At 66.9% G+C, this 22882-nt stretch carries 27 protein-coding genes and 1 pseudogene; 16 read left to right on the forward strand and 12 right to left on the reverse strand.

The features are described from left to right. Positions 1-14: 14 nt before the first annotated feature. From AB431_RS06600 to AB431_RS06615, 4 genes are all read left to right on the forward strand, one after another. Entirely contained in the window at positions 15-530 is a 516-nt protein-coding gene (locus AB431_RS06600) for a DoxX family protein (protein WP_047329255.1), read from the forward strand. A 65-nt stretch (positions 531-595) separates the two neighbouring features. After that, a complete protein-coding gene (locus tag AB431_RS06605; protein ID WP_047329256.1) occupies positions 596-2338 on the forward strand; it encodes a DUF3556 domain-containing protein in 1743 nt (580 codons plus the stop codon). Between the two features lie 69 nt (positions 2339-2407). Further along, on the forward strand, positions 2408-3553 hold the full coding sequence (locus AB431_RS06610) for an acetyl-CoA C-acyltransferase (RefSeq protein ID WP_047329257.1): 1146 nt from the start codon (positions 2408-2410) through the stop codon (positions 3551-3553). Further along, on the forward strand, positions 3553-4350 hold the full coding sequence (locus AB431_RS06615) for a crotonase/enoyl-CoA hydratase family protein (RefSeq protein WP_047329258.1): 798 nt from the start codon (positions 3553-3555) through the stop codon (positions 4348-4350). Before AB431_RS06610 ends, AB431_RS06615 begins: the two co-directional genes overlap by 1 nt. Before the next feature lie 2 nt (positions 4351-4352). Here the strand turns inward: AB431_RS06615 and AB431_RS06620 are convergent, their stop codons facing one another. Together AB431_RS06620 and AB431_RS30335 are read right to left on the reverse strand one after the other, a co-directional pair. Further along, positions 4353-5120, reverse strand: coding sequence for a fasciclin domain-containing protein (locus AB431_RS06620; protein WP_047329259.1), 768 nt, complete (start codon positions 5118-5120; stop codon positions 4353-4355). Between the two features lie 119 nt (positions 5121-5239). After that, positions 5240-5400 (reverse strand): annotated as a pseudogene (locus tag AB431_RS30335) (MFS transporter); the annotation flags it as partial. Between the two features lie 97 nt (positions 5401-5497). On the opposite strand from AB431_RS30335, the gene AB431_RS06625 reads away from it, so the two are divergent. The 3 genes from AB431_RS06625 to AB431_RS06635 all read left to right on the forward strand — a co-directional run bounded on the left by AB431_RS06625 (position 5498) and on the right by AB431_RS06635 (position 7928). Continuing rightward, complete coding sequence (locus tag AB431_RS06625) at positions 5498-6019, forward strand: gamma carbonic anhydrase family protein (RefSeq protein WP_047333156.1); 522 nt, start codon at positions 5498-5500, stop codon at positions 6017-6019. Positions 6020-6087: 68 nt separating this feature from the next. After that, the gene (locus AB431_RS06630) at positions 6088-7230 is read left to right on the forward strand and encodes an NAD(P)H-binding protein (RefSeq protein WP_047329260.1); all 1143 of its coding nucleotides are present in this window, start codon (positions 6088-6090) and stop codon (positions 7228-7230) included. After that, entirely contained in the window at positions 7227-7928 is a 702-nt protein-coding gene (locus tag AB431_RS06635) for a CPBP family intramembrane glutamic endopeptidase (RefSeq protein WP_047329261.1), read from the forward strand. The genes AB431_RS06630 and AB431_RS06635 overlap by 4 nt, the downstream gene beginning before the upstream one ends. A 51-nt stretch (positions 7929-7979) precedes the next feature. Here the strand turns inward: AB431_RS06635 and tet(V) are convergent, their stop codons facing one another. Together tet(V) and AB431_RS06645 are read right to left on the reverse strand one after the other, a co-directional pair. Then, positions 7980-9269, reverse strand: coding sequence for a tetracycline efflux MFS transporter Tet(V) (gene tet(V), locus AB431_RS06640; protein WP_047329262.1), 1290 nt, complete (start codon positions 9267-9269; stop codon positions 7980-7982). Between the two features lie 74 nt (positions 9270-9343). Continuing rightward, complete coding sequence (locus tag AB431_RS06645) at positions 9344-10150, reverse strand: enoyl-CoA hydratase (protein WP_047329263.1); 807 nt, start codon at positions 10148-10150, stop codon at positions 9344-9346. Positions 10151-10247: 97 nt separating this feature from the next. Here AB431_RS06645 and AB431_RS06650 point away from each other — a divergent pair, with 97 nt between their 5' ends. From AB431_RS06650 to AB431_RS06660, 3 genes are read left to right on the forward strand one after another with little or no spacing between them, the layout of a single operon-like run. Then, positions 10248-11333 (forward strand): CaiB/BaiF CoA-transferase family protein, encoded by a 1086-nt coding sequence (locus tag AB431_RS06650; protein WP_047329264.1) that lies wholly within the window; start codon positions 10248-10250, stop codon positions 11331-11333. A gap of 45 nt (positions 11334-11378) precedes the next feature. Then, the gene (locus AB431_RS06655; RefSeq protein WP_047329265.1) at positions 11379-12134 is read left to right on the forward strand and encodes a 3-hydroxyacyl-CoA dehydrogenase; all 756 of its coding nucleotides are present in this window, start codon (positions 11379-11381) and stop codon (positions 12132-12134) included. 4 nt (positions 12135-12138) lie between these two features. Continuing rightward, the gene (locus AB431_RS06660) at positions 12139-13149 is read left to right on the forward strand and encodes a nitronate monooxygenase family protein (RefSeq protein ID WP_047329266.1); all 1011 of its coding nucleotides are present in this window, start codon (positions 12139-12141) and stop codon (positions 13147-13149) included. Between the two features lie 88 nt (positions 13150-13237). Here AB431_RS06660 and AB431_RS31420 read toward each other — a convergent pair whose 3' ends face one another. After that, complete coding sequence (locus tag AB431_RS31420) at positions 13238-13369, reverse strand: hypothetical protein (protein WP_096312721.1); 132 nt, start codon at positions 13367-13369, stop codon at positions 13238-13240. A gap of 173 nt (positions 13370-13542) precedes the next feature. Between AB431_RS31420 and AB431_RS06665 the strand changes: the two genes are divergently transcribed. Then, entirely contained in the window at positions 13543-14181 is a 639-nt protein-coding gene (locus AB431_RS06665; protein WP_047329267.1) for a class I SAM-dependent methyltransferase, read from the forward strand. On the opposite strand, the gene AB431_RS06670 is transcribed toward AB431_RS06665, so the two are convergent. Further along, positions 14162-14887: an NAD-dependent deacylase gene (locus AB431_RS06670; RefSeq protein WP_047329268.1), complete on the reverse strand. Its 726-nt coding sequence runs from the start codon at positions 14885-14887 to the stop codon at positions 14162-14164. The two genes, AB431_RS06665 and AB431_RS06670, sit on opposite strands and share 20 nt — an antisense overlap. A gap of 37 nt (positions 14888-14924) precedes the next feature. Here AB431_RS06670 and AB431_RS06675 point away from each other — a divergent pair, with 37 nt between their 5' ends. Then, entirely contained in the window at positions 14925-15290 is a 366-nt protein-coding gene (locus tag AB431_RS06675) for a GntR family transcriptional regulator (protein ID WP_047329269.1), read from the forward strand. A gap of 4 nt (positions 15291-15294) precedes the next feature. On the opposite strand, the gene AB431_RS06680 is transcribed toward AB431_RS06675, so the two are convergent. Together AB431_RS06680 and AB431_RS06685 are read right to left on the reverse strand one after the other, a co-directional pair. Continuing rightward, entirely contained in the window at positions 15295-16122 is an 828-nt protein-coding gene (locus AB431_RS06680; RefSeq protein ID WP_047329270.1) for a class I SAM-dependent methyltransferase, read from the reverse strand. Further along, positions 16119-16640 carry a DUF1697 domain-containing protein gene (locus AB431_RS06685; protein WP_047329271.1) on the reverse strand — a complete coding sequence of 174 codons (522 nt, stop codon included), beginning with the start codon at positions 16638-16640 and terminating at the stop codon, positions 16119-16121. The genes AB431_RS06680 and AB431_RS06685 overlap by 4 nt, the downstream gene beginning before the upstream one ends. Positions 16641-16671: 31 nt before the next feature. Here AB431_RS06685 and AB431_RS06690 point away from each other — a divergent pair, with 31 nt between their 5' ends. After that, positions 16672-17115: a PPOX class F420-dependent oxidoreductase gene (locus tag AB431_RS06690; protein ID WP_047329272.1), complete on the forward strand. Its 444-nt coding sequence runs from the start codon at positions 16672-16674 to the stop codon at positions 17113-17115. Between the two features lie 30 nt (positions 17116-17145). Next, positions 17146-17322 carry a DUF5302 domain-containing protein gene (locus AB431_RS30760; protein WP_158423522.1) on the forward strand — a complete coding sequence of 59 codons (177 nt, stop codon included), beginning with the start codon at positions 17146-17148 and terminating at the stop codon, positions 17320-17322. Here the strand turns inward: AB431_RS30760 and AB431_RS06695 are convergent. The 3 genes from AB431_RS06695 to AB431_RS06705 all read right to left on the reverse strand — a co-directional run bounded on the left by AB431_RS06695 (position 17319) and on the right by AB431_RS06705 (position 20576). Next, positions 17319-18518 (reverse strand): MFS transporter, encoded by a 1200-nt coding sequence (locus tag AB431_RS06695; RefSeq protein WP_047329273.1) that lies wholly within the window; start codon positions 18516-18518, stop codon positions 17319-17321. The genes AB431_RS30760 and AB431_RS06695 overlap by 4 nt on opposite strands. 76 nt (positions 18519-18594) lie before the next feature. After that, positions 18595-20229, reverse strand: coding sequence for a cation acetate symporter (locus AB431_RS06700; RefSeq protein ID WP_047329274.1), 1635 nt, complete (start codon positions 20227-20229; stop codon positions 18595-18597). Next, positions 20226-20576 carry a DUF485 domain-containing protein gene (locus tag AB431_RS06705; RefSeq protein ID WP_047329275.1) on the reverse strand — a complete coding sequence of 117 codons (351 nt, stop codon included), beginning with the start codon at positions 20574-20576 and terminating at the stop codon, positions 20226-20228. Before AB431_RS06705 ends, AB431_RS06700 begins: the two co-directional genes overlap by 4 nt. A gap of 108 nt (positions 20577-20684) precedes the next feature. Between AB431_RS06705 and AB431_RS06710 the strand changes: the two genes are divergently transcribed. Beyond that, positions 20685-21260 carry an HhH-GPD-type base excision DNA repair protein gene (locus AB431_RS06710; protein ID WP_047329276.1) on the forward strand — a complete coding sequence of 192 codons (576 nt, stop codon included), beginning with the start codon at positions 20685-20687 and terminating at the stop codon, positions 21258-21260. Between the two features lie 40 nt (positions 21261-21300). Beyond that, positions 21301-21447, forward strand: coding sequence for a hypothetical protein (locus AB431_RS29860; protein WP_005147085.1), 147 nt, complete (start codon positions 21301-21303; stop codon positions 21445-21447). On the opposite strand, the gene AB431_RS06715 is transcribed toward AB431_RS29860, so the two are convergent. After that, entirely contained in the window at positions 21441-22841 is a 1401-nt protein-coding gene (locus AB431_RS06715; RefSeq protein ID WP_047329277.1) for a wax ester/triacylglycerol synthase family O-acyltransferase, read from the reverse strand. The two genes, AB431_RS29860 and AB431_RS06715, sit on opposite strands and share 7 nt — an antisense overlap. Positions 22842-22882: the final 41 nt, after the last annotated feature.

Genomic DNA, 22882 nt, shown 5'->3' on the forward strand with positions numbered 1-22882 from the left:
CTAGGTTTACTCCCATGACTGCCTACAGTGTCGGACTGCTCATCCTTCGTGTGGTGCTCGGCTTGACCATGGCCGCCCACGGCTACAACAAGTTCTTCGGTGGCGGCCGGATCAAGGGGACCGCCGGTTGGTTCGAAAGCATCGGCATGAAGCCCGGCACCTTCCACGCGCGGATCGCGGCGAGCACCGAGATGGCCGCCGGCATCGGATTGGCGGTGGGTCTGCTGACCCCTATCCCGGCCGCGGGCTTCGTGGCGCTGATGCTCGTCGCGGCCTGGACGGTGCACCGGCACAACGGCTTCTTCATCGTCAAGGAAGGCTGGGAGTACAACCTGGTGCTGGCGTCCGCGGCTGTCGCGCTCGCCACCACCGGTGCCGGCAAGTTCAGCCTGGACTACCTGCTGTTCCATGGCACCGACGTCTCTCACTACCTGCGCGGGTGGTGGGGTCTGCTGATCGCGCTGGTGCTCGGCCTGGCCGGTGGCATCGGGCAGCTGGCGATCTTCTACCGCCCGCCGGCCAAGGCCTGATTCACCGAGTCCCGCCGCGCGGGAAATCGCACCCGTCCGACTAGAACACGTTCTAGTCTTTTGCCATGGGATTTCTGAAGCAGGAAGTGCCCGTCATCGACTTCGAGACGTGGAGCAAGGGCACGCGCGCGGAGAAGATCAAACCGATGGCACGGCACTGGGCCGAGGTCGGCTTCGGCACCCCGGTGGCGCTGCACCTGTTCTACGTCATCAAGATCCTGCTCTACGTCTTCGTCGGCGCGCTGTTCGGGTTGGCCACCAAGGGCATCGGCGGGCTGACCGACATCGGGTCGTGGTGGTCGGAGCCGATCGTCTACGAGAAGGCCGTGCTGTACACGATGCTCTTCGAGGTCGTCGGGCTCGGCTGCGGCTTCGGCCCGCTGAACAACCGGTTCTGGCCGCCGATGGGATCGATCATCTATTGGTTGCGCCCCAACACGATCCGGCTGCCACCTTGGCCCAATCTGGTGCCGCTGACCAAGGGCGACAACCGCGGCCCCATCGACATCGCGCTGTATGCGGCGCTGATCGTGATGATCCTGGTCGCGCTGTTCTCCGATGGCACCGGGCCCATTCCGGAACTCGGCACCACCGTCGGTCTGCTGCCGACCTGGCAGATCGCCACGGTCGTCGCGTTGCTGGCGCTGGCCGGCCTGCGCGACAAGGTGATTTTCCTGGCCGCCCGCGGCGAGGTGTACGGCGCCTTCGCAGTCGCCTTCCTGTTCAGCGGCGTCGACATCATCCTCGCCGCCAAGCTGGTCTGCATGGCGATCTGGATCGGCGCCGCGACCTCGAAGCTCACCCGGCATTTCCCGTTCGTGATCTCCACGATGATGTCCAACAGCCCGGTGGTGCGGCCACGCTTCCTCAAGCGGATGTTCTTCAAGAAGTTCCCCGAGGACCTTCGGCCCGGCCCGATGTCGCACACGCTCGCCCACATCAGCACGGCCATCGAGATGGGCATTCCGTTGGCGCTGTTCTTCTCTCACGGCGGGTGGCCGACCACGATCGCGGCCATCGTAATGGTGTGCTTCCACCTCGGCATCCTGTCGGCGATCCCGATGGGTGTGCCGCTGGAGTGGAACGTGTTCATGATCTTCTCGGTGCTGTCGCTGTTCGTCGCGCACGCTCAGATCGGCATCACCGACATCACCTCGCCGTGGCCGATCCTGCTGTTCCTGGCGCTCGCCACGACCGTCTTCCTCGGAAACACGGTGCCGCGCAAGGTGTCGTTCCTGCCCGGCATGCGCTACTACGCCGGCAACTGGGACACCACACTGTGGTGCGTGAAGCCCTCGGCCGAGGCCAAGATCGAGCAGAACCTGGTGACGATCGCCAACATGCCGGCCGCCCAGCTGGAGAAGTTCTACGGCAGCAAGGAAGCCGCCCAGATACCGATCTTCATGGGATATGCGTTCCGCGCCTTCAACACTCACGGCAAGGCGCTGTTCACGTTGGCCCATCGCGCCATGGCCGGGCACAACGAAGATGATTACTCGATCACCGACGGCGAGCGCATCTGCAGTATGGCGATCGGCTGGAACTTCGGCGACGGCCACATGCACAACGAGCAGCTCATCGCCGCGATGCAGAAGCGCTGCCAGTTCGAACCCGGCGAGGTGCGCGTCGTGCTGCTCGACGGCCAGCCGTTGCACCGGCAGCGGCAGGAGTATCGGCTGGTGGATGCCGCGACTGGCGAATTCGAGACGGGCTACGTCAACGTCGCGGACATGGTGAACCGTCAGCCCTGGGACGACACTCTGCCGGTGCACGTGACATCTGGCAGGGCTGACCGAACGGTTGGTTGACCCGCATGACGGTCGTCAGACGGCGTGTGTTTTGATCCAAAGATCAATCCGTCGTAAAGGAGAAAGCCGATGGCTGAAGCGGTAATTGTCGAAGCTGTACGTTCGCCAGTCGGGAAGCGCAACGGTGGTCTGTCCGGTGTGCACCCGGCCGAGCTGTCGGCCCAGGTACTCAACGGCCTGGCCGAGCGCGCCGGCATCGACCCCGAGATCGTCGACGACGTCATCTGGGGTTGCGTCATGCAGGCCGGTGAGCAGGCCCTCGACATCGCGCGCACCGCGGTGCTGACTGCCGGCTGGCCCGAGTCGGTACCCGGCGTGACCGTGGACCGTCAGTGCGGCTCCAGCCAGCAGTCGGTGCACTTCGCCGCTGCCGGTGTGGTCGCCGGCCACTACGACGTCGTCGTCGCCGGTGGCGTCGAGTCGATGTCGCGCACCCCGATGGGCGCTTCGCTGGCCAACGGCGGCAACCCCTATTCGGCCGGTTTCAAGGGCCGCTACGACCGCACTCCGAACCAGGGCATCGGCGCCGAGATGATGGCGACCAAGTGGGGCCTGAGCCGCACCGAACTCGACCAGTTCTCCCTGGACTCGCACGAAAAGGCGGCTGCCGCACAGGACTCTGGCGCCTTCGAGGACCAGATCGTGGGTATCAAGGACGCTGACGGCAACGTCGTCCTCAAAGACGAGGGCATCCGCCGCGGCACCACGCTGGAGAAGATGGGCCAGCTCAAGCCGGCGTTCTCCGAGGACGGCGTGATCCACGCCGGTAACTCCTCGCAGATCTCCGACGGCTCGGCCGCTCTGCTGTTCATGTCGGCCGAGAAGGCAACGTCTCTGGGGCTCAAGCCGATCGCCCGCGTGCACACCGCGACGCTGGCCGGCTCCGACCCGGTGATGATGTTGAGCGGCCCGATCCCGGCCACCCAGAAGGCACTCGCCAAGTCCGGCCTGAGCCTGGACGACATCGGCGCCTTCGAGGTCAACGAGGCGTTCGCGCCGGTTCCAATGGCCTGGCTCAAAGAGATCGGCGCCGACGAGAAGAAGCTCAACCCCAACGGTGGCGCGATCGCGCTGGGCCACCCGCTCGGCGGCTCGGGCGCCCGCATCATGACCACGCTGCTGTACCACATGCGCGACAACGGAATTCGCTACGGTCTGCAGACAATGTGCGAAGGCGGCGGCCAGGCCAACGCCACCATCCTCGAGCTGCTGTAGTGACCGACGTCGAAGCCCCCGCCGCTCTCGGAGAGCGGCGGGGCAACGTCCTACTCATCACCATCAACCGCCCGGATGCGCGCAACGCCGTCAACGGCGCGGTCAGCACCGCTGTGGGCGATCTGCTCCAGCAGGCTCAGGACGACGCCGACGTCTGGGCAGTGGTGATCACCGGCTCCGGCGACAAGTCGTTCTGCGCCGGCGCCGATCTGAAGGCAATCTATCGGCGGGAGAACCTCTTTCACCCGCAGCACCCGGAGTGGGGTTTCGCCGGCTACGTCCGCCACTTCATCGACAAGCCGACGATTGCCGCTGTCAACGGCATCGCACTCGGCGGCGGCACCGAGCTGGCATTGGCCAGCGATTTGGTGGTCGCCGAGGAGAGCGCCAAGTTCGGGCTGCCAGAAGTCAAGCGCGGCTTGGTCGCCGCAGCCGGTGGCGTATTCCGCATCGTCGAGCAGCTGCCTCGCAAGGTGGCCATGCAGCTGCTGTTCACCGGCGAGCCGATCACCGCGACCGAGGCGCTCACGTGGGGCCTGATCAACGAGGTCGTACCTGACGGCACCGTCGTCGACGCGGCATTGGCTCTGGCGCAACGCATTACCGTCAACGCACCGCTGGCCGTACAGGCCAGCAAGCGCGTCGCGGTCGGTGTGGACGACGGCGTGATCACCGCGGACGAAGCGGGCTGGACCCGCACCGCGCGCGAGATCGGACCGCTGATGAAGTCCGAAGACGCGAAGGAGGGCCCGCTGGCCTTCGCCGAGAAACGCCAACCGGTCTGGAAGGCGCGCTAGCGTCAGGCCGTAGCCGGCTTGGTCGTCGTCGGCGTGGCCGACGTCGACTCGGCCGGGGCTGACGTCGTGGTGGTCGGCGTCGTGCTCGTCGTGCTGGTCGCCTCGTTCGGTGCCGGCGCATCGCCCGGGCTGAGCACCGTGTCGATCATGTAGATGTACGCACCGCGAGCGGTGTAGCCGCACACCAGCTTTGCGGTGTCGTTGACCTTGATGTCGCCGCCCTTGCCGGTCACGTTCACCGGGCTGCCCTGCTGCGTCGGCATCTTGCCGTGCAGGTCGTCGGGGCCGAGATAGCCGAGCACCAGGTGGTAGTACAGCGTGGACGTCAACGCGGCCGGATCGCTCTTGAGGTGCGCCAGGGTGGCCTCGTCGAGCTTGGCGAAGGCGTCATTGGTCGGCGCGAACACCACGTACGGGCCGCCGTCGATCACGCTGACGATGTTGACGGCAGGGTTGAGGCCGCCGGAGATCGCGGCGCTGAAGGTGCTCAGATCCGGGTTGGCGGCGATGGCCGCGGTCGCGTTCTGCGAGCCCATGTTCGTGAACGAGCCGGCGCCGGCCGGGATGCGGTTCTTGTAGGCGTCGCAGCCGGAGCCCTGCGGATCGGGCAGCTGGCTCACGCTGGGCACCGGGATCTGCGTCGTCGTCGGGGCCGCCGGGGTGGTGGGTTCCGGGGTCGGATCGGCATAGGCCGAAACGGCGGTCGGGATCGCAACGGCGATGGCGGCCAGCGCCGCGGCGACGCCCAGGGACTTGGTACGAGTGCTCACTTCGGCTCCTTTGAGTCTCTAGTGGAGTCGGCGAAATGCGGATCCCCGTTACCGCTGCGCCGCGAGGAATCGTACTGGCAGCAAAGCTTGAGTCTCAAAACGGCCGCTGAAGCTGCAGGTCAGAGCGCTACCCGCCGCACCCGCCAGCACAGCACCGCGGCCACTGCGCACAGCCCGGCGGCCAGGTAGAACGCCAGGTCGTAGGTTCCCTGGATGTCGCGCAGCCGGCCTGCCCGGCGGCCGCCACGGCCGCCCCGACCTGATGGGCGGCGAAGACCCAACGACGCCACCACCTGCGCCGCGGTCTGGGCATGTCGCCGTTGAGCAACCCCAAGGTGTTTCAGGGCTCCTGAGCCGGTCTGCCTACGATGACGGCCATGGCCGAACCTCTGATCATGTCCGTTGGCGGGCACACGCCCGAGTTGCACGCCGAGTCCTGGGTCGCGCCCAACGCTGCGGTGATCGGCCAAGTCCGGCTCGCGTCGCGGGTCAGCGTCTGGTACTCGGCGACGCTGCGAGCTGAGGCCGAGTGGATCGACGTCGGCGAGGGCAGCAACATCCAGGACGGCGCCACCGTGCACGTCGACCCCGGTTTCCCGGCGCGGATCGGTGCCGGTGTGACCGTCGGACACAACGCGGTGCTGCACGGCTGCACGGTCGAGGACGGGTCGCTGATCGGGATGGGCTCGATCGTGCTCAACGGCGCGGTGATCGGTGCGGGTTCGATCGTGGGCGCCGGTGCTGTGGTGCCGCAAGGCATGATCGTGCCGCCCCGCTCGCTGGTCGCGGGGGTTCCAGCCAAGGTCCGGCGCGAACTGTCCGATGCCGAATTGGACGGCAATCGCATGAACGCTGCCGTCTACGAACACCTCATCGATCTGCATCGCGAGTCGGAATAGACCCCGGGGGATCGATCTCACACCGCCGTCAGGTTTGCGCTGACGCCAGACTGCCGATAAGTCCTACCGTGGAGGCGAAGCGGATCCTGGTCACCGGTGCCACCGGATATGTCGGTTCTCGGTTGGTGGCGAAGCTGCTCGACGACGGGCACGAGGTCATCGCCGCGACCCGCAACCCCGAGAAGCTGGGCCGGTTCGGCTGGTGCGACGACGTGACGGCCGTGGTCTTCGATGCCGATGACCCCACGTCCATCGAGGCCGCGTTCGCCGTCTCCGGCCCCATCGACGTCATCTATTACCTCGTGCATGCGATCGGCCAGCCCGGGTTCCGGGAGCGGGACAACGCCGGCGCCGCCACCGTCGCGAAGGCTGCGGCTGCCGCGGGCGCGGGACGCATCGTGTATCTCGGCGGGTTCGTGCCCGCGGACGACACATTGTCCGAGCACCTGGCCGGCCGCGCCGAAGTCGCCGCCGCGCTCGATGTGGACGGCGGCGCCGAACTGGTGTGGCTGGGCGCAGCGGTGATCATCGGCGCGGGCTCGACATCCTTCGAGATGGTCCGCTACGTCGGCGACCGGTTCTGGGTGATCCCGTTGCCGCCGTGGGCCGATCACGACATCGAACCGATCTCGATTCGCGACGTGCTGTACTACCTGGTGGCCGCGGCCGACCCGGATGTCGTGGCGGCCGGCGCCTACGACATCGTCGGGCCCGACGTCACCACCTACCGCCAGTTGTTGCAGACCTACATCGACGCGGCGGGTGAACTTCGGGCCGGGCTGCCGGTGCGCGACTTCGTGCCGCATGCCGTGGTCGGTCGGGTGGCCGGTGCGGCGGTGCCGGTGCCGACTGGATTGGCCGCCGATCTCATCGAATCGCTGGACCATCCGATGACGGCCTCGGACACTGTCTTACGTGATCACGTTCCGGACCCGCCAGGTGGGCTCACCACCATCGAAGACGCCGTCGTCGCCGCGGTGGCCAGCCCGCCGCCGTGCCCGGTCGATCGACTGGCCGACCCGCACCATCTGGCCGACAGTGATCCGATGTGGGCCGGCGGGGATGCGTTGCGACTCCGGCGGGTGGCTGCGACGGTGACGCCCGGGGTGGCGCGCCCAGCGCTGCGACTGCTGAACTCTGTGCCCGGCCCACTGGCCGGTGCGCTGCGAACCGGCTTGGACCTGTTGCTGGCGAAAGTCCGCTTGTTATGACGATGCTGGCTGAGATTCGTTCGGTTGCTTCCAATGTGGCTGTGCCCCATCAGGAGTGGCCGTCGGCGATCCGCCGGCGCCGCATCGCCGTGTGCGTGGTGCTCGTTCTCGGTGCGGTGCTGCTCGGAGTGTCGCTGACCCGCAGGCCAGGGGATGCGGCGTTCTATTGGCTGACGATGGCGCTGGCGGCGACGTGGGCGGTCGGCGCGCGACTCTCCGGCCCGGTGCACCTGGGGTGCATCCGCTGGCGCGGGCGTAACCAGCGCCCGGTGATCACCGGGCTGGCAATCGGATTGCTGCTCGGTGCCATCTTTGTGCTCGGCGGTCTGGTGACCCGGGAGATCCCCCCGGTGGCCGAGGCCATCACCCGCGTGCTGGAGTACGCCAACCACGGCAGCCTCCTTCTGATCGTGGTGATCACCCTGGTGAACGGCTTGGCCGAGGAGATGTTCTTCCGCGGCGCGCTGTACACCGCACTGGGTGCGTTCCATCCGGTGGTGATCTCGACGGTGCTCTACACCGTCGCGACGTGTGCCAGCGGGAACTGGATGCTCGGCTTCGCCGCGATCATCCTCGGCACGGTATGCGCGCTGGAACGCCGAGCCACCGGCGGCGTGCTGGCACCGGTGCTGACCCACGTCGTGTGGGGCCTCATCATGGTGCTGGCACTGCCGCCGATGTTCGGCGTCTGGCACTAGCCGGATTGGCCGGCTCCTCAGCGGGTCTTCGCTCCCGCATCGTCGACCCGCCTAACGCAGCGGGTGGGCGATCTCGTCGCGCGGCATGCGCGCGGCCAGGATGGCGACCGCGGCCAAGACCACCGGGCCGATGCCGGCGACCGCGAAGATGAGCTCGACGGGAACGACCTTCGACAGCGGGCCGGCGACGGCCATCGACACCGGCATGAACGCCAGCGAGACGAAGAAGTCCAGGCTCGAGACGCGGCCCAGCATCTCCGGCGGTACCCGGCGCTGCAGCAGCGTGCCCCAGATGACCGACCCCGCGCCGTCGGTGAGGCCCACGACGAACAACGCGATCACGGTCACCGCCAGTGACGAGGTCGCGCCGACTATCGCCAGCGGCACCGAGCCCGCGCCCCACATCGTCAACATGACCGTCAGGTAGCGCCGCGGCAGCCGCCGCGCGGAAACCGCCAGCGCCCCCAACGCGCTGCCGACCCCGAACGCGGCGAGCATCAGCCCGTACACCTGCTCGCCGTGGGCGAACCGATTGTGCGCGATGAACGGCAGCAGCACCTCGATCGGGCCCATCGCCAGGAATACCCAGGTGCAGGCGAACACCAGCGTCCAGCGCAGCCATGCGGTATGCAGGACGAAGCGCAGACCGTCTCTGAGATCGGTTAACACGTGCGGCTTTTCGCGTTCGACTGTCATCACGATGTGCGAGCCGTCGCCCGGTCGCATGGCCACCAGCAGGGTCAGCGTGACCGCGAACAGCGCGGCAACGGTGACGGTGCCCAGGGCGGGGAAGGTGAGCCCGACCAGGACACCCGCCGCGGCGGGGCCGATGGCTTGCTGCAGCGTCGGGCGGATCGCACCTTCCACGCCGTTGGCCGCCAGCAGCTGCTCGGCAGGCAGAATGCGGGGGAGGTACGCACTGTAGGCCGGAAAGAAGAACGCCGCGCCGATACCGAGAACCGTTGCTGCCGTTGCCATATGCCAGAGTCGGAGCTCGCCGAGCAGGCCGAGGGTCGCGACGGCGGCGGTGGCGGCCAGGTTGGCGATCTCGACGGCGATGATCACTGCGCGCTGCGACACCCGGTCGGCCACGATGCCCCCGACCAGGATGAAGACCAGCATGCCGGTGGCCAGGCAGGCGGCGACCAGGGACAGGGCCGCCGGGTCGTCGGCCAGGGCGATGACCTGCAGGGCCATCACGACCGCCCACATGCCCTCGGCGAACAACGATATTGACATCGCTGCGATCAGCAGACGGAACTCGCGATACTGGAACGGCGCAAGCACGCGCCGGCGGCCGGTGGTCCTCACCGGCTCGTCGGTATCGCAGCTCGTACTCATGGCATTGATGGTCGCCGACGGACCCAGGCGGCGTCCAACGATTTTCTGCGCGGCGAGAGCGCAGTCCGAGCGCTTCAGTCTTCAGTGAAGACGGGGGAGCGGTGCTCCTGGAAAGCCTTGGTGCCCTCGCGGAAATCGCTGGAGCCCAATAGGATTCGCTGACCCTCTTCCTCGCGGCCGATCGCGGCCTCCAGCTCGGTGAGGGTGGCGGCGTTGATCGCGTGCTTGGTCTTGCGTAGCGCGACAGCCGGCCCGGACACCAGTTTGTCGATCACCGCGGATACGCCGGCCTCCAACTCGTCGGCCGGGTACACCGCACTCACCAGTCCGAAGTCGAATGCCTCCGCCGCCGAAATGCGTTCGGCGAGAAGCGCCATCCGCAGCGCCCGGATCCGGCCTATCGCCGCGGCCACCAATGCCGAGGCGCCACCGTCGGGCATCAGCCCGATCTTGGTGAACGCCAACAAGAAGAAGGCCTTCTCCGAGGCCAGCACGACGTCACTGGCCAGTGCCAGCGACACCCCGACGCCGGCCGCCGGTCCCTGGACCACCGCAACGACCGGTTTGGGCAGGCTCGTGATTGCCCGTACCGCGCGGTTCGCCTCGAGCAGCACCTCATCGGGGGTGTCCGGCCGTCGGTTCGACTGATCCTCCGCGCTGATGCCCGCCCCGGAACTGAATCCGCGGCCCGCTCCGCCGAGTCGCACCACCCGCACCGAGGCGTCGTCGGCGGCATGCTCCAACACGTCGGCCAGCGTCCGCAGCATGATCGCGTTGAGCGAGTTCAGGCTGTCGGGCCGGTTCAACGTCACCGACAACACTCCGCCGTCGAGCGAGACCGTCAGTTCCGGGACACCGGTGTAAGCATCGATGGTCGTCATGGCTGCACCTTAGCCCCGGCGGGGCCGCAGCCCGCGTCGGGTCAGGCCAGGTGTAAATAGTTAAGGCGGCGATCAATCAACTGGAGGGTAGACACCTATGGCCGGACCACTGCACGGTTTGCGCGTCGTCGAATTGGCCGGCATCGGCCCCGGCCCGCACGCCGCGATGATCCTCGGTGACCTGGGTGCCGATGTCGTCCGGATCGACCGGCTCGGCAAGGGCACCGGAACCCCCAGCAACGATTACCTGCTGCGCAACCGTCGCTCGGTGGGCGCCAACCTCAAAGACCCGGCCGACCGCGACATGGTGCTGGGACTGATCGCCAAGGCCGACGTCCTCATCGAAGGCTTCCGCCCAGGTGTCACCGAGCGTCTCGGGCTGGGCCCGGAGGACTGCGCGAAGGTCAACGAGCGGCTGATCTACGGCCGCATGACCGGGTGGGGCCAGGACGGCCCGCGCAGCCAGCAGGCCGGCCACGACATCAACTACATCTCGCTCAACGGCCTGCTGCACGCCGTGGGCCGGGTCAACGAACGTCCCGTCCCGCCGCTGAACCTGGCCGGTGACTTCGGCGGCGGCTCGATGTTCCTTCTGGTCGGCATTCTGTCCGCGTTGTGGGAGCGGGAGCGCTCCGGCAAGGGACAGGTCATCGACGCTGCGATGGTCGACGGCTCCAGCGTGCTGGCCCAGATGATGTGGGCGTTCCGGCACATGGGCATGTGGAATGACGTGCGCGGAACCAACATGCTCGACACCGGCGCGCCTTACTACGACACCTACGAATGCTCCGACGGCCGGTACGTCGCGGTCGGCGCGATCGAGCCGCAGTTCTACGCGGAGCTGATCGACAAGCTGGGTCTGAACGCCGCCGACCTGCCCGATCAGAACGACGTCACCCGCTGGCCGGAGCTGCGGGCGCTGCTCACCGAGGCCTTCGCCGCGCACGACCGCGACCACTGGGCCAAGGTGTTCGCTGGCAGCGACGCCTGCTGCACGCCGGTGTTGTCGTTCGCCGAGGTCGAGACCGAGCCGCACAACACCGAGCGCAACACCTTCTACACCGAGGCCGGCTCGACCTTCCCCGCGCCCGCCCCGCGGTTCTCCCGGACCGGCCTGGACGCCCCCACGGCACCCGGTGTTCCGGGAGCCGACAACGAAGCAGTTCTGCGCGACTGGGTATAGTCCCCAACCAACCAGTAGGTCGACCAACCGGAAGGAAGCATATTCGTGGAGATCAAGGACGCCGTAGCCGTCGTCACCGGCGGCGCCTCGGGCCTGGGCCTGGCCACCACCAAGCGGCTGCTCGACGCGGGCGCCTCGGTGGTCGTCATCGACCTCAGGGGTGAGGAAGTCGTCGCCGAGCTTGGCGAGCGTGCCAAGTTCGTCGCCGCCAACGTCACCGACGAAGAGGCCGTCACCAAGGCGCTCGACGTCGCCGAGTCGCTGGGCCCGCTGCGCATCAACGTCAACTGCGCCGGCATCGGCAACGCGATCAAGACCCTGGGCAAGGACGGACCCTTCCCGCTGGACGGTTTCAGGAAGGTCATCGAGGTCAACCTGATCGGCACCTTCAACGTGCTGCGGCTGGCCGCCGAGCGGATCGCCAAGACCGAACCGCTCAAGGGCGAAGAGCGCGGCGTCATCATCAACACCGCCTCGGTCGCGGCCTTCGAGGGTCAGATCGGGCAGGCCGCCTATTCGGCGTCCAAGGGCGGTGTGGTCGGCATGACGCTGCCGATCGCGCGCGACCTGTCGCGCAGCCTGATCCGCGTGTGCACCATCGCCCCCGGCCTGTTCAAGACCCCGCTGCTGGGCTCGCTGCCCGAAGAGGCGCAGAAGTCGCTCGGGCAGCAGGTGCCGCACCCGGCCCGCCTCGGTGACCCCGACGAGTACGGTGCGCTCGCCGTCCACATCGTCGAGAACCCCATGCTCAACGGCGAAGTGATCCGCCTGGACGGCGCGATCCGGATGGCTCCGAGGTAGGCAGATGACGATCAAGACGAAGTTCACCGAGACCTTCGGTGTCGAGCACCCGATCGCACAGGGCGGTATGCAATGGGTCGGTCGCGCGGAACTCGTTGCCGCCGTTGCCAATGCGGGCGGACTCGGGTTTATTACCGCGCTCACGCAGCCGACGCCTGCGGATCTCGCGAATGAGATCGCGCGCACCCGGGACATGACCGACAAGCCGTTCGGGGTGAACCTGACGATCCTGCCGGCCATCAACCCGCCGCCGTATGACGAGTACCGCCGGGTGATCGTCGACGCGGGCATCAAGATCGTGGAGACCGCCGGGTCCAACCCGGCGCCTCATCTGCCGATGTTCCACGACAACGGGATCAAGGTGCTGCACAAGTGCACGTCGGTGCGGCACGCGGTCAAGGCCCAGAGCCTTGGCGTCGACGGCATCAGCATCGACGGTTTCGAGTGCGCGGGGCATCCGGGTGAAGACGACATCCCGGGTCTGGTGCTGATCCCGGCGGCCGCCGACAAGATCGAGATCCCGATGATCGCCTCCGGTGGGTTCGCCGATGCCCGCGGCCTGGTCGCCGCGCTGGCGCTGGGCGCCGACGGTATCAACATGGGCTCGCGCTTCATGTGCACCGTCGAGTCCTGCATCCACCAGAACGTCAAGGAAGCGATCGTGGCCGGCGACGAGCGCGGCACCGAGCTGATCTTCCGCAGCCTGCACAACACCGCGCGAGTCGCCTCCAACGTCGTCTCTCGCGAGGTGGTCGAGATCCTCAAGGGCGGCGGGCAGTTCGAGGACGTCAAGGATCTGGTGGCCGGCGTGCGCGGACGCAAGGTGTTCGACGACGGCGACATCGACGCCGGCATCTGGACCGTGGGCACCGCGATGGGTCTGATCAACGACATCCCGACCTGTGGCGAGCTCATCAGCCGGATCGTCAACGAGGCCGAGGACATCATCGCCGGACGGCTGGCCGGCATGGTCGAGCCTGGCAACAACACCGCAGACGCGAAAGTGCCCGCCTGATTCCAGGCGGGCACCAAGGCGCGTATCTCTATCCCCGAAGGGCGCCACGCCGCACGTCAGCGGCGATGGCGCCTTTTGGCGCTGCGCTCTAGCTGGCGTTGGCCAGCGGCGGCTTGTCCTCGAACTGCTCCGAGGTGTCGCCCTCTACGAGGAAGTCCCCGTGGTACAGCGCGTCGAAGTCGATTTTGATGACATCGGCACTGGTGTCGTCGATCCACATATCTAGGACTCTATGAGTCGCCATTAAGGAATCTTTGAGCCGCGGTTCGGAGTTCCCTGGCAATTCTTACTCCCGAGTCAGGTCGCTGGTTACTCAAAAGTCAGGTTGGTCACACCTGAGCCCAAAAACCGCCTGCGACTAGGGTGGGGCTGACCAGGGAGGACATCACAGATATGTCACAGCAGACCGTCGACAACCCCTTCTTCGCCCGCTTCTGGACCGTGCTCTCCGCCCATGAGTCCGAGGCGATGCGCAAGCTCCGCCGAGAGAATCTCTCAGGGCTGTCCGGGCGTGTCCTGGAGGTCGGTGCGGGCACCGGAACGAACTTCGCGTTCTACCCCGATTCGGTGACCGAGGTCGTCGCTCTCGAACCCGAGACGCGGCTGGCGCCACTGGCCAAGCAGGCCGCCGCGGCGGCCGCGGTTCCGATCACGGTAGTCGAGTCGACCGTCGAGACGATGCCCGCGGCCGAACCTTTCGACGCCGTCGTGTGCTCGCTCGTGCTGTGCTCGGTTGCCGACCCCGATGGTGTGCTGCGACAGCTCAACGCCGTGCTGAAGCCGGGCGGCGAGCTGCGCTACTTCGAACACATCGCCGCCGGCGGCTGGCGTGGCCGGCTGCAGCAGCTGGCCGACGCCACGATCTGGCCGCGGTTCGCCGGGAATTGCCACACCCACCGCGACACCGAGCGCTCGATCGCGGGCGCCGGATTCGTCATCGACTCCGCGCGTCGCGAGGCGCAGTTTCCCGCCTGGGTGCCGCTGCCGGTTCAGGAAGTCGCGCTGGGGCGGGCTAAGAAAACTGCCCCTTGAGCAGCTCGGGCAACTGCTGCAGCAGCGTCGGCAGCGCTGTGCTGGCCGACTCCCGGATCGTGATCGTCGCGTTCGACGACAGTGGCGTCGGCTCGGGGTTGACCTCGACCACCACGGCTCCGCGGGCCAGCGCCACATCGGGCAGGCCGGCGGCCGGGTAGACGATCCCCGAGGTGCCGACGACCACCAGGACGTCGGCGGTGGCCACCGCTTCCACCGAGGCCTGCCACGGCTCGTCGGGCAGCTGTTCGCCGAACCAGACGATTCCCGGCCGGATCAGCCCGCCGCACTCGCATTGCGGCGGCATCTTCTCCAGTTCGGGCGCGGGCATGTCCGGCAGCGGACCGTGATAGCGCGAACCGCAGGCGTCGCACCAGAACTCGAACAGGCTGCCGTGCAGATGCTGCACCGGCTTACTGCCTGCCCGCTCGTGCAGGTTGTCGACGTTCTGGGTGATCACGGTGACCTCGGCGTGGTCCTGCCAGGCCGCCACGGCACGATGCCCATCGTTGGGCTCGACCTGCTGGACGAGGTGATGTCGCCACAGATACCAGGCCCACACCCGCTCGGGATGGTTCTGCCAACCGTCTGTGCTCGATAGTTCGTAAGGGTCGTACTTGGCCCACAAACCCGTCTTATCGTCGCGAAACGTCGGCACGCCGCTCTCGGCGGAGATCCCCGCCCCGCTCAGTACCGCGATACGCACACCCCCCAAAATAGCCGGTCTGGGCGATACTTAGCATGTGTCGGAATTGGGGGTCTGGTTACGCGTCGACGGACAGGCCACGCGTCCTCTATTTGATCAGCTGAGAACACAGATCATCGCGGGTATCCGGGACGGGCGATTGTCGCCCGGAACCCGGTTGCCGACGGTGCGCGAGCTGGCCGGCCAGCTGAACTTGGCCGTCAATACCGTCGCGCGGGCCTATCGGGAGCTGGAGACCGCCGGGATCGTCGAAACCCGTGGCCGCTTCGGGACATTCGTGGCGCGGGCTGATCCGGCCGACGCCGCCATGGCCGCCGCGGCGAACGCCTACGTGGAAGCCGCCCGTGCACTCGGGCTCGGCAAGCAGGAGGCGCTGGAGTATCTGGACCGCGCGTTCGGCTGAGCTGTCAGCCGAATTCCAGCAGGGTGTACGCGCCCCGGAAGCGCTTCGTCGGACCGAAGTGCCAGATGGCCGGCCACACCACGTTGAAGAAGAATCCGCGTCCCTTCGGCATCGGGATATCGTGCACCGCTTTGATTCCCGGCACGGTGTTGACCAGGTCGGCCAGCTGGACGGTGCTCAGGCTGAACGGCATCGGCGGCACCCGGTAGTGCTTGGAGGACCGCATCCCCCTGGGGGCGAGTTTCTTGACGAAAACCGGCGGCAGGTCGAAGAACATCTGACCACCCGGAAAACGCTTGGCGCACTCGGTGATAAGCCCCATCGCCTCGTCGGGTTGCAGATACATCAGCAGACCTTCGGCGGTGATGAATACACCGTCACCGGTATCAACCTGGTCCATCCAGCTGTAATCCAACGCCGACTGCGCCAGCACGGTGATCCGCGGTGCGGACGGGAGCAGGCGTTCGCGCAGCCCGATGACCGGCGGGAGGTCGACCGATATCCAGTGGAACTGCGGGTCACTGATGGCGTCGCTCAACCGCCAGAAGCTGGTCTGAAAACCTTCGGCCAGCGCGACGACGGTGGCCTTCGGATGCGCGCGCAGGTACTTCACAGCGCAGGCGTCGACAGCCAGCGAGCGCAGCGCCATCTCCTGACCTTTGCGGCCGAATTTGTCGAAGTCGAAATCGATGGAGTCGACGAGCGTGATGGCCATCGGGTCGCGCAGGATCGCCCCGGGCAGGCCTGCCTGATGAGCGCGGCCGTTAAGGGTCATCAGCGCGGTTTCCGATACCCCGTCCAGCTGGCCGGCGTCGATTTTGGGGCTGTTCATTTCAATACCTTCGCCAGGGTGCGCAGGTTGCGCGTGGTGGTCGATGACTTGTAGCGCTTCTTGCCCATCGTCTTTCCGATGGCCGAGTCCAGAGTCGACGTCCTGGGCACCTGCCAGTACAGGACGCCGTCACCGCGTTCGATCTTCTCGTCCGGTCCGGCGTCGTCGGCCAGGCCGGCGAGCTCGTCGAGGATGGCGGGATCGCTCACGAACGTCACATATGAATGGTGGCCCTCGACCTCGGGCTCGAACGGGTAACCGTCGGCGACCGCGCGGACGGTCTCGAGGTCGTAGACCAACACCCAGGCGTCATAGCCGAAGGCATCACGAAGTGCCGCTTCGGCTTTCGTGCGCACAGTCTTCGCGGCGGCGGTGCTGTCGAGCAACACGTTGCCGCTGGCGAGGATGGTGCGGACATTCTTGAAGCCGGCGCCAGTGAAGGCTGCGGCGACGTCGGCCATTTTCATGGTCGTTCCGCTCACGTTCACACCGCGCAGGAAAGCCGCGTAGCGGGTCATGTTCTCGATGCTAGCGACGTAGGCTCGGGGGATGTCCCGTCAGGTGTTCGACGACAAGCTATTGGCGGTGATCGCGGGCAACAAACTGGGCGTGCTCGCGACCATCAAACGTGACGGCCGCCCACAGCTGTCCAACGTGACGTATCACTTCGAGCCGCGCAACCTCGTCGTCGAAGTATCGATCACCGAACCGCGCGCCAAGACGCGCAACCTGCGTCGTGATCCGCGGGCCTCGATCCTGGTCTCGTCGGACGACGGCTGGTCATATGCGGTCGCCGAGGGCAACGCGATCCTCAGCCCACCGGCGGCGGACCCGACCGACGACACCGTCGAGGCGCTCATCGCGCTGTATCGCAACGTCGCCGGTGAGCACCCGGACTGGGACGACTACCGCCGCGCCATGGTCACCGATCGCCGGGTGCTGCTGAAGCTGCCGATCTCCCACGTCTACGGGATGCCGCCCGGGATCCGCTGAATTGCCTGCCGTCACGTTAGTCTGACCAGCATGGCCGACTCAGAGTCCGAATCGCAGGACGACACCAAGCAGAAGTTCCGCGAGGCACTGGAACGCAAGAAGGCAAAATCGGCCAGTGGCTCCGCGCACACCGACGCCGGCAACAAGCACTCGCGTTCGCACGGGGCGGCTGGGAATCGGCGGGAATTCCGCCGCAAGAGCGGCTAACCCGCGGCTTGCTCGGAAAGTTCTGCCGCAGGGCGTGATTCCTGCCGAAGGATTGCCCCCAGGCAAACCAGCGCGAGCACCCCGACTCCGATCGCGAACACGGTGCCGCCGGTGCGAAGCCCCCACGCCTGCGCAGCGAATCCCTCGCCGATCACCGGGATCGAGATCGCGATATAGGCCACCACGAAATACGTCGAGCTGACCTCGGCGCGCCGCTCCGCAGGGGTCAGTTCGGCGACTGCGGCCAAGCCGCGGCTGAAGCTGATGCCCTGACCGATACCGGCCACCACAGCAGCGATGATCAATCCGATCAGTGACGAATAGTGCAGTGCGACAACGAGAATGCCCATCCCGACCGTCAGGATCGCGCAACCCAGCGCGACTGCGCGTTGCGGAGGGATGCGGGTGCCGGCGATCTGGGCGATCGCCGAGGCGCCGAAAATGGAGCCGGCCATCAAGCCGGCAAGCGCATGGTTCCCGATTCCGATGATGTTGGTCAGCAGCGAGGGCGCCACCGAGGTGAACAGGCCCGTGACGGCGAAACCGGCGAAAGCGGCCAGCGAGGCGGTGATGAACACCGACCGTACCTCAGGCGGCACCGAAAGCCGTTGCAGCCCGAGCTTTCCGGTGCGGCTCGAGGTTTCCGGCACCAGCAGGATCGCGATCGCGGCCAGCACCATGAGCGCGATGTGCACGATGTAGGTGAGCTTCAACGGGCTCGGCGCGTATTGCGCGAGCACGCCGGCCAGTACCGGGCCGCTGCCGAGGCCGCCCATATTGGCGATCGTGGCGACCGCCGCCGCGCGGGTCTTCCAGCTCTCCGGCGCGGCCTCGATGACCGCGGCGGTAGCGGTGCCGGTGAAGATACCGGCCGACAAGCCCGACAGCACCCGTCCGACCAGAAGCTCGGGCACCGAATCGGCCACCAGGAACACCGCGGCACTGACCATCGCGCAGCCGACACCGGCCAGGAGAACCGGGCGTCGGCCGACGGCGTCCGACCATCGGCCGAACACCAGCAGCGCGAACAGCACCCCACCGGCATAGGTGGCGTAGATGACCGTCGTCGTCAACACCGCGAAGTGCATCTGGTCCGAGTACAGCGCATACAGCGGGGTGGGCAGCGTGGTGCCCACCATGATCGCGGCGAACGCGTACGCCAAGAGCGCGAAGGCGAAACCTCGACCGGGGGTCATAGGTGAGTCAACGTCGTCGGCACACCCACACCATTCCCGCCTGCGGCGAGATTCTCACCTCAATATCGTCGGCGCCTCAGTGGCGGACGGCTTTTTCGGCGCCCACGCCGGTCAACGAGCGCACCTCCATCTCGGCATTGATCTCGGGGTCGCCGGTGTCTGATGAACTCAGCGTTCCGATGATGCCGAGCAGGAACCCCAGCGGGATCGACACGATGCCCGGGTTGGCCAGTGGGAACCAGTCGAAGTTTGCGCCGGGGATCATCGCGGTCTTGCTGCCGGACACCGCGGGGGAGAAGACGATCAGCACCAGGCAGCTGATCAGGCCGCCGTACATGCTCCACAGCGCCCCGCGGGTGTTGAACCGCCGCCAGTACAGGGAGTACACGATCGTCGGCAGGTTGGCCGAGGCGGCCACCGCGAACGCGAGTGCCACAAGGAACGCCACGTTTTGGCCGTTGGCCAGGATGCCCAGCCCGATCGCGGCGACACCGAGCACCACCGCGGTGATCCGGGAGACCCGCACCTGCTCGTTCTCGGTCACCTTGTGGCTTTTGAGCACGCTGGCGTAGACGTCGTGGGCGAAGGACGCCGAGGCCGTGATCGTCAGGCCGGCGACCACCGCAAGGATGGTGGCGAAGGCGACCGCCGAGATGATGCCGAGGAGGACCACCCCGCCGAGTTGGAAGGCCAGCAGCGGTGCGGCCGAGTTCTGTCCGCCCGGCGCCGACAAGATCTTGTCCGGTCCGACCAGGGCGGCCGCGCCGTATCCCAGGGCCAGGGTGAACAGGTAGAAGGCACCGATCAGTCCGATCGCCCAAACCACCGACCGGCGCGCCTCTTTCGCGGTGGGCACCGTGTAGAAGCGCATCAGCACGTGCGGCAGGCCGGCGGTGCCCAGCACCAGCGCGAGACCCAGCGACAGCAGGTTGATCTTGGACGTGGTGTTGGCGCCGTACTGCGCACCCGGAGCGAGCACGTCGCGGCTGGCGACGCCCTTGGTGGTGGCCTCGTGCACCATGCGCTGCGCCGAACCGAGGATCTCAGAGAAGTTCAGCCCGAATTTCGCCAGTACCAGCACCGTCATCACCGCCGCGCCCGCGATCAGCAGCACGGCCTTGATGATCTGCACCCAGGTGGTGCCCTTCATGCCGCCGACCAGGACGTAGACGATCATCAGCACGCCGACCACCGCGATCACGGCGGACTGGGCGGCGCGGCCGTGGACGTCGAGCAGCAGAGCGACCAGGCCGCCGGCGCCGGCCATCTGCGCCAGCAGGTAGAACAGCGACACCGTCAGCGTCGAGGTGGCCGCGGCCACCCGTACCGGCCGTTGCCGCAGCCGGAAGCTCAGCACGTCGGCCATCGTGAATTTGCCTGTGTTGCGCAGCAATTCGGCCACCAGCAGCAGCGCTACCAACCAGGCGACCAGGAAGCCGATGGAGTAGAGGAAACCGTCGTAGCCGTACACCGCGATGGCGCCGGCGATGCCGAGAAAGCTTGCCGCCGAGAGGTAGTCGCCGGCGATGGCGATGCCGTTCTGCGGCCCGGAGAACGCATGACCGGCGGTGAAGAACTCGGTGGCGTTGGTGTTGGTGCGGCCGGCGCGGATCACGATGAAGAGCGTGATGAGCACGAAGGCGACGAAGATGCTGATGTTGACGGCCGGGTTGCCGATCCGGGCGGCCTCGGCGAGCACGGTGGTGGTCATGCGACGGTGCCTTCCATCTCGGCGCGGATCGCCTCGGCGCGCGGGTCCAGTTCGCGGTTGGCGAACCGCACGTACAGCCAGGTGATGAGGAACGTCGTCAGGAATTGGCCAAGCCCGATGAGCAGGCCCAGGTTGATGTTGCCCCACACCTTGATGGCCATGAAGTCGTGGGCGAACGCGCCCAGCAGGACGTACGTGGCGTACCAGATCAGGAAGAACGCGGTCGTGGGGAAGACGAAGCGGCGCAGGGTGCTGCGCAGCTCCTGGAACTCTGGGCTGGCCTGCACGGCCAGATACTGGGCACCGCTCGGTTCGGTCTCGGGGGGCGTTCGGTCGGTCGTGGACACCGCGTACTCCTCAGCTCAGGTTCACAGGACGTTGAGAGCTGGGTCACAGCCTAGGGGTTGCAGGTGAACAGACGGGGATCTCGCGAGAGGCGTCCTAGACTGTCGCTCATGGCGAGACTGAAGCTCACCGGAGATCCCGCGTCTGACGACCTGTTGAGTGAGGATCCGTTCGCCTTGCTCACCGGGATGCTTCTCGATCAGCAGATCCCGATGGAGACCGCGTTCGCCGGGCCGCGCAAGATCGTCGAGCGGATCGGTGGGATCGACCCCCGGCTGATCGCCGACTGCGACCCCGAGCAGTTCACCGAGCAGTTCTCCAAAACGCCTGCCGTGCATCGCTTTCCGGGCTCGATGGCCAAGCGGGTGCAGGATCTGGCCCGCGAGATCGTCGACCGCTACGACGGCGACGCCGCCCAACTGTGGCTCGACGGTGACCCCGACGGCGCCGAGGTGCTGCGCCGGCTCAAGGCTCTGCCCGGCTTCGGCGAGCAGAAAGCCAAGATCTTCCTGGCCCTGCTGGGCAAGCAGTACGGCGTCACGCCCAAGGGATGGCGCGAGGCGGCCGGTGACTACGGCAGGGCCGGCACCCACATGTCGATCGCCGATGTGGTCGACAAGGGGTCGCTGGAGGAAGTCAGGGCGTACAAGAAGAAGATGAAAGCTGCCGCGAAGGCGAAGGCCTGAGTCATAGGCTCGGCGGCGAAGGCTGGATAACGGAGGAACCATGAAGACGCACATCAATTGTCCGTGTGGCGAGGCGATCAGCGCCAAGGACGAGGACGAGCTCGTCGATCTGACCAAGCAGCACCTGGCGGCGGCTCACCCGGGCATGGACTACGGCCGGGACGAAATCCTGTTCATGGCCTATTGAGCCACCCCGACGGCGGCCTCGAGTTCCGCGAGAGCGGTTTCGGTCAGCGGAACGAGGTCGTCCACGTCGGCCATCACGTCTCGGTCGGCGATGTAGCCCACGCCGATCTGGTCGGCGTAGGAGCACAGCGTCACGTTGAGCGCCATCCCGTCGTACACCACTGACACGGGATAGATCTCGTCGACGCTGGCGCCGTTGAAGTAACTCGGCTTCGGCGGGCCAGGCACGTTGGAGATCGGCAGGTTGTAGCTCGGCTTCACCCGTGAGCCGAACGGCAGCATGGGCGAAAGCGTCGTCGGCAGGACGGCCGGCATCAGCACCAGCAGCATCGCGCCGGGGCCGTTGGCGGCGACCTGATGCTTCACGTTCGACATCGCGTAGTGGACCAGGCTCAGCCGCTCGGCCGGGTCCTCGACAGCGGTGGGCAGCGGACACATCCCGAGGCCGAATTGATTACCGTGCCCGTCGTCTCCCGCTGCCTCGCGTGCGCGTACCGTCACCGGACACAACGCCACCAGGGACTGGTCGGGCAGTTCGTCCTGTTTGGTCAGCCAGGCCCGCAGCACACCGGTGACCAACGCCGTCACCACGTCATTGCCGGTGACATCGGCGGCATCCTGGATGGCTCGAATTCGCTTGCGATCCAAGCTTGTTGCGGCGAACACCCGATACGGGCCCAGTTTGGTGTTGAACCTGGTCTGCGGCGCACCGAACGGCGTCGCGACCGTGGAGGTGGTCAGTCCGCCGACGATGTTCGCGAGCTCAGCTGCGGCGGCGTGGCGGGCCAGGCTCAGTCCGGACGCCGCGACGCCGGCGACGTCACGTACTACCGATAACGGGTTGAGGCTCCGGCGTTTCGGGGGTTCGTCGGGCTCGGCGGTGGCATAGAACGGCGGCATCCCGCGTCGATCCGGATCCTCGGTCAGCGAGTGGCTGATCATCTGCAGGCCCGCGACACCGTCGACGACGATGTGATGCACTTTGATGTAGAGGGCGCACCGGTCGTCATCGAGGCCGTCGATCAGATACGCCATCCACATCGGTACGGACCGGTCGAGGGGCTCGGCATGCAACTCCGACACCAGCGCCCACAGGTCCTTGACGCTGGAGCCGCGCGGCAATGTCAGCCGGTGCAGATGCCGGCTCAGGTCGAGATCGGCCACATCGCGCCACACCCACAGGCCGCCGGTGTCCACCCCGCGATGCGGGCGCCGGCGCAGGCGCGGGTCCACGGGATCTGGGGCGGTCATCCCCTGCTCGTACATCTCGTCCATGAAGGCCGCGCCCGTGGTGCCATCGGGTGGGCTCATGATCAGCGCCACCGCCACGTGCATCGGGCTGGAGACCAGCTCGGCCGTCAGCATCATCGCGTCCAAGGCGTCGAGTGTCTCCATGCCGAACCCCCTAGGGTTTGGGATTTCGATTTCCCAACCCT

Source organism: Mycobacterium sp. EPa45, assembly GCF_001021385.1.
Classification (GTDB): domain Bacteria; phylum Actinomycetota; class Actinomycetes; order Mycobacteriales; family Mycobacteriaceae; genus Mycobacterium.